General features: G+C 73.8%; 1 protein-coding gene. It reads right to left on the reverse strand.

Going from position 1 to position 5,132, the window contains the following annotated elements; translation table 11 throughout:
- A partial coding sequence (locus tag AB4K12_RS31145) for an SDR family NAD(P)-dependent oxidoreductase (RefSeq protein ID WP_368438151.1) occupies positions 1–5,132 on the reverse strand: 5,132 nt, incomplete at both ends.

Consider the following 5,132-nt stretch of genomic DNA (forward strand, 5'->3'; position numbering starts at 1 on the left):
GCGCCGTTCCAAGGCGGCGCGCGCCGTGGCCAAAGTGAAGCCGATATCGACCGGGCCCGGCTCGGGGTGGGTCCGTACGTACGCCAGAAGGCGCTCCGCCTGGGCCCGCAGGGCCGCCGCGTCACGACCGGAGAGCAGCCACGGCACCGCAACGCCAACGCCCGCACCGCGATCGTCACGCCCGCCGTCGGCCCGCGCCTCCTCCGGCGCCTGCTCGACGATGACGTGCGCGTTCGTCCCGCTCACACCGAACGACGACACACCCGCCCGACGCGGACGCCCGTCACCGGCACCCACCGCCCACTCGACAGGCTCCGTCAGCAACCGCACCTCGCCCGCCGACCAATCCACATGCGGCGACGGCTCATCGACATGCAGCGTCTTCGGCAACACACCGTGCCGCATCGCCTGCACCATCTTGATGATGCCCGCCACACCCGCCGCCGCCTGCGTGTGCCCGATATTGGACTTCAGCGACCCCAGCCACAGCGGACGACCCTCCGGCCGATCCTGACCGTACGTCGCCAACACCGCCTGCGCCTCGATCGGGTCACCCAACGTCGTACCCGTACCGTGCGCCTCGACCACATCCACATCCGCAGCCGACAGACCCGCACCGGCCAACGCCTGCCGGATCACCCGCTGCTGCGCCGGACCGTTCGGAGCCGTCAGACCGTTCGACGCGCCATCCTGGTTGATGGCACTCCCCCGGACCACGGCCAGCACCTCGTGCCCGTTGCGCCGCGCGTCCGACAGCCGCTCCACCAGGAGCATGCCCGCGCCCTCGGCCCAGCCCGTGCCGTCGGCGTCGGCGGAGAAGGCCTTGCAGCGGCCGTCCGCGGCCAGTCCCCGTTGGCGGCTGAACTCGACGAAGATGTTCGGCGTGGCCATGACGGTCACGCCGCCGACCAGCGCCATCTCGCACTCGCCCTGCCGCAGTGCCTGCGCCGCCAGGTGCAGCGCGACCAGCGACGACGAGCAGGCCGTGTCCACGGTCACGGCCGGGCCCTCCAGCCCGAAGGTGTACGCCACCCGGCCTGAGGCGATGCTGCCCGCGCTGCCGTTGACGACGTAGCCTTCGAAGCCCTCGGGGATGGTGGACAGTCGCGAGCCGTAGTCGTGGTACATGACGCCCGCGAAGACGCCCGTACGCGAGCCCCGCATCGCCGCCGGGTCGATACCCGCCCGCTCGAACGCCTCCCACGACGTCTCCAGCAGCAACCGCTGCTGCGGGTCCATGGCCAGCGCCTCGCGCGGCGAGATTCCGAAGAACCCCGGGTCGAAGTCACCGGCCTCGTACAGGAAACCGCCCTCGCGCGCATAGCTCGTACCGGCGTGGTCCGGATCGGGGTGGTAGAGGGACTCGACGTCCCAGCCACGGTCCGACGGGAAGCCGCCGACCGCGTCCGTTCCCTCGGCGACCAGGCGCCACAGGTCCTCGGGCGAGCGGACGCCGCCCGGGTAGCGGCAGCTCATGCCGACGATGGCGATGGGGTCGTCGACGGGGACGGCCGTCGCCGGCACCGGCACCGGCTGCCGCTCCTCGACGGAGGAACCGAGCAGCTCCCCGCGCAGGTGGCGGGCGAGAGCGACGGGGTTGGGGTGGTCGAAGACGAGGGTGGCCGGAAGCCGGGTGCCGGAGGCGGCGTTGAGGAGGTTGCGGAGCTCGACGGCGGTGAGGGAGTCGAAGCCCAGTTCCTTGAAGGCGCGTTCGGGCTCGATCTGCTCGGGCGAGGCGTGGCCCAGTACGGTGGCGATCTGCCGGCGTACGAGCTCCAGCAGGGCGCGTTCCTGCTCCGCCGCGCCGAGCCCGGCCAGGCTCTGGGCCAGGGTCGAGGCGGCGTCCTGACGGCCCGTCGTGTCCCCGCCGGCCTGCCGGCTCGTCCGTACGCGTCGCGTGGATGCCGGGACCAGGCCGCGCAGCAGGGCGGGCACGTCGCCGTCGGCAGCACGGGCACGGAGCCCGGCGGTGTCGAGGCGGACGGGATAGAGGACGTCGCCGTCGGCCGTGTGGGCGGCGTCGAAGAGGGCGAGGCCCTCGGCGGAGTCCATCGCGGCCAGGCCCATGCGCCGGATGCGGGCGAGGTCGGCCGAGTCCAGCTTGCCGGTCATGCCGCTGCCTTCGGCCCACAGGCCCCAGGCCAGCGAGAGCGCCGGGAGTCCGGCCGCCCGGCGGCGCTGTGCCAGGGCGTCGAGGAAGGAGTTCGCGGCGGCGTAGTTGGCCTGGCCGGCGCCGCCGAGGGTGGCGGAGACGGAGGAGAAGAGCACGAAGGCCGAGAGGTCGGTGTGCCGTGTGAGTTCGTGCAGGTTGAGTGCGGCGTCCACCTTGGGGCGCAGGACCCGGTCGACGCGTTCGGGGGTCAGGGCGGACACGATGCCGTCGTCCGTGACGCCGGCGGCGTGCACCACGGCGGTCAGCGGGTGCTCGGCCGGTATCGCGGCCAGCACGGCGGCGAGCGCGTCGCGATCCGCCACGTCGCAGGCCACGGTGACCACGTCGGCGCCCAGCGCGCCGAGCTCGGCCTCGAAGGCAGTGGCGCCCTCGGCGGCCCGTCCCCGGCGCCCGGCCAGCAGGAGGTGCCGTACGCCGTGTTCGGTCACCAGGTGCCGGGCGACGAGCCGACCCAGCGTGCCCGTCGCACCGGTGACGAGGGTGGTGCCCTCGGCAGCGAAGGAGAGCGGCGGGTCCTGCGGCGTGCTCGCGGCCGTCCGCGTCAGCCGGGGCAGCAGTATCGCATCGCCTCGTACGGCCAGTTGGGGCTCGCCGCTGCCGACGGCGGCACGCAGGGCCGTCTCCAGGTCCCCGTTCCCGTCGAGGTCGACCAGCACGAAGCGGTCCGGGTTCTCCGACTGCGCCGACCGTACGAGGCCCCACACGGCGGCCTGCGCCGGGTCGAGCGCGTGCGGCTCGTCGCCGGGCGGGACGGCGTCGCGCGTCACGAGCACCAGGCGGGAGCCGGTGAACCGCTCGTCGGCGAGCCACCGCTGTACGAGCTCCAGGGCGCGCAGGGTGGTCGCCCGTACGGCGGCGGCCGACGGCTGAGTCCCCTGAGTCTCCTGAGTCCTCTCCTCCGCCTCGACCGGCGCGAGGACGAACGCGGGCACGGCCGCGTCCGTGTCCTCCTCGAGGGCGGCGAACGTGGTGACCGGGCCCGGCAGCGGGACGTCCGCCGACGGCGTGCCCGTGGCGGGTATCCACTCCATCCGGAAGAGGGAGTCCTGCCCGGACTGCCCGGACCTGGCCACGGCCCCGCGCAGTTGCTCGACGGAGACCGGACGCAGCGCGAGCGAGCCGATCGAGGCGACCGGCTGCCCGTCGCCGTCGGCGACCAGCACCGAGACGGCGTCCGTGCCGGCGGGGGTCAGCCGAATGCGGAGTACGGGCGTCCCGCCGACCCGCAGGCTCACCGCGCCCCAGGCGAACGGCAGCAGGCCCTGTCCGGTCCCGGACCCCGACAGCATGCCCAGCCACGAGGCGTGCAGCGCGGAGTCGAGGAGGGCGGGGTGGAGCCCGTAGGCGTCGGCGTCCGGCGCCTGTTCCTCGGGCAGGGCCGCCTCGGCGAACAGGGTGTCGCCCTGCCGCCAGGCGGCTCGCAGCCCTCGGAAGACGGGTCCGTAGCCGAAGCCGAGCTCCGTGAGCCGGTCGTAGATGTCGTCGGTGACGACGCGCTCGGCGCCCGGGGGCGGCCAGGCGGTGAGGTCGGCGAGCGGGGCCTCGAACGCGTCGTCCGGGGCGAGCGTCCCGTCGGCGTGGAGCGTCCACTCCCCCGCGCCGAGGGCGTCCTCGGGCCGGGAGTACAGGGCCAGGGCGCACCGTCCCGTGGCGTCCTGGGCGCCGACGGTGAGCCGGAGCTGCACCGCGCCGTGCTCGGGCAGCACCAGCGGTGCGGACAGCGTCAGCTCCTCGACGCCGCCGCGCCCGGCCTCGTCGGCGGCGCGCAGGGCGAGCTCGACGAACGCCGTGCCGGGCACGATCACCACACCGGACACGGCGTGGTCGGCGAGCCAGGGGTGCGTGGTCAGGGACAGCCGCCCGGTGAGGACCATGCCGCCGTCCGGCAGACCGACCGTGGCGCCCAGCATGGGGTGGCCGGCGTCGGCGAGGCCGATCGCCGCGGGGTCGACGGTCGCGGCGGGGTTGGCGAGCCAGTAGCGGCTGCGCTGGAAGGCGTAGGTCGGCAGGTCGACGCGGTGGGCACCCCGGCCGGCGAAGACCTCCGCCCAGTCGACGGTGACGCCGCGTACGTGCAGCTGGGCGATCGCCGTCGTGATCGCCACGTCTTCGGAGCGGTCGGCGCGCAGGGCCGGAACGGCCACGGTGCCCTCGCCGCTCTCGCCTTCGGTGACGTCCTGGGCGAGGGCGGTCAGCACCCCGCCGGGGCCGATCTCCAGAAAGGTCTCGGCGCCCTCCGCCGCGAGCGTCTCGACGGCGTCCGCGAAGCGGACCGCCTGACGCACGTGCCGCACCCAGTACTCGGGGTCGCACAGCTCCTCGGCGGAGGCCGGGCGGCCCGTCAGCGTCGAGACGACCGGAAGGGTCGGCGCGGCGAACGACACGCTACGCGCCACGGCCCGGAACTCCGCGAGCATCGGCTCCATCAGCGGCGAGTGAAAGGCGTGCGAGACCGCCAGCGCCTTCGTCTTACGCCCCTGAGCGGCGAGCTGTTCGGCGATCTCGGTGACGGCCGCTTCGGCGCCGGACAGGACCACGGCCTGCGGACCGTTGACGGCCGCGATCCCGACCCGGTCCTCGTAGCCGACGAGCAGCGGCAGGACCTCGTCCTCCGACGCCTGCACGGCGACCATCACACCACCGGCAGGCAGGGCCTGCATCAGGCGACCACGAGCCGCCACAAGCGCAGCCGCATCGGCCAGCGACAGCACCCCAGCCACGTGCGCGGCGGCCAACTCACCCACCGAATGCCCGGCCAGGAAATCAGGCCACACACCCCACGACTCCACCAACCGGAACAACGCCACCTCAACGGCGAACAACGCCGGCTGCGTGAACCCGGTCTGATTCAGCAGCTCGCCATCGTCACCGAACACCACATCCCGCAACGGACGCTCAAGGTGCGCATCAAGCTCCGCGCACACCGCATCAAAGGCATCAGCGAACGCCGGGAACGCGG

This window comes from Streptomyces sp. C36, from assembly GCF_040932295.1.
GTDB lineage: Bacteria > Actinomycetota > Actinomycetes > Streptomycetales > Streptomycetaceae > Streptomyces > Streptomyces triculaminicus.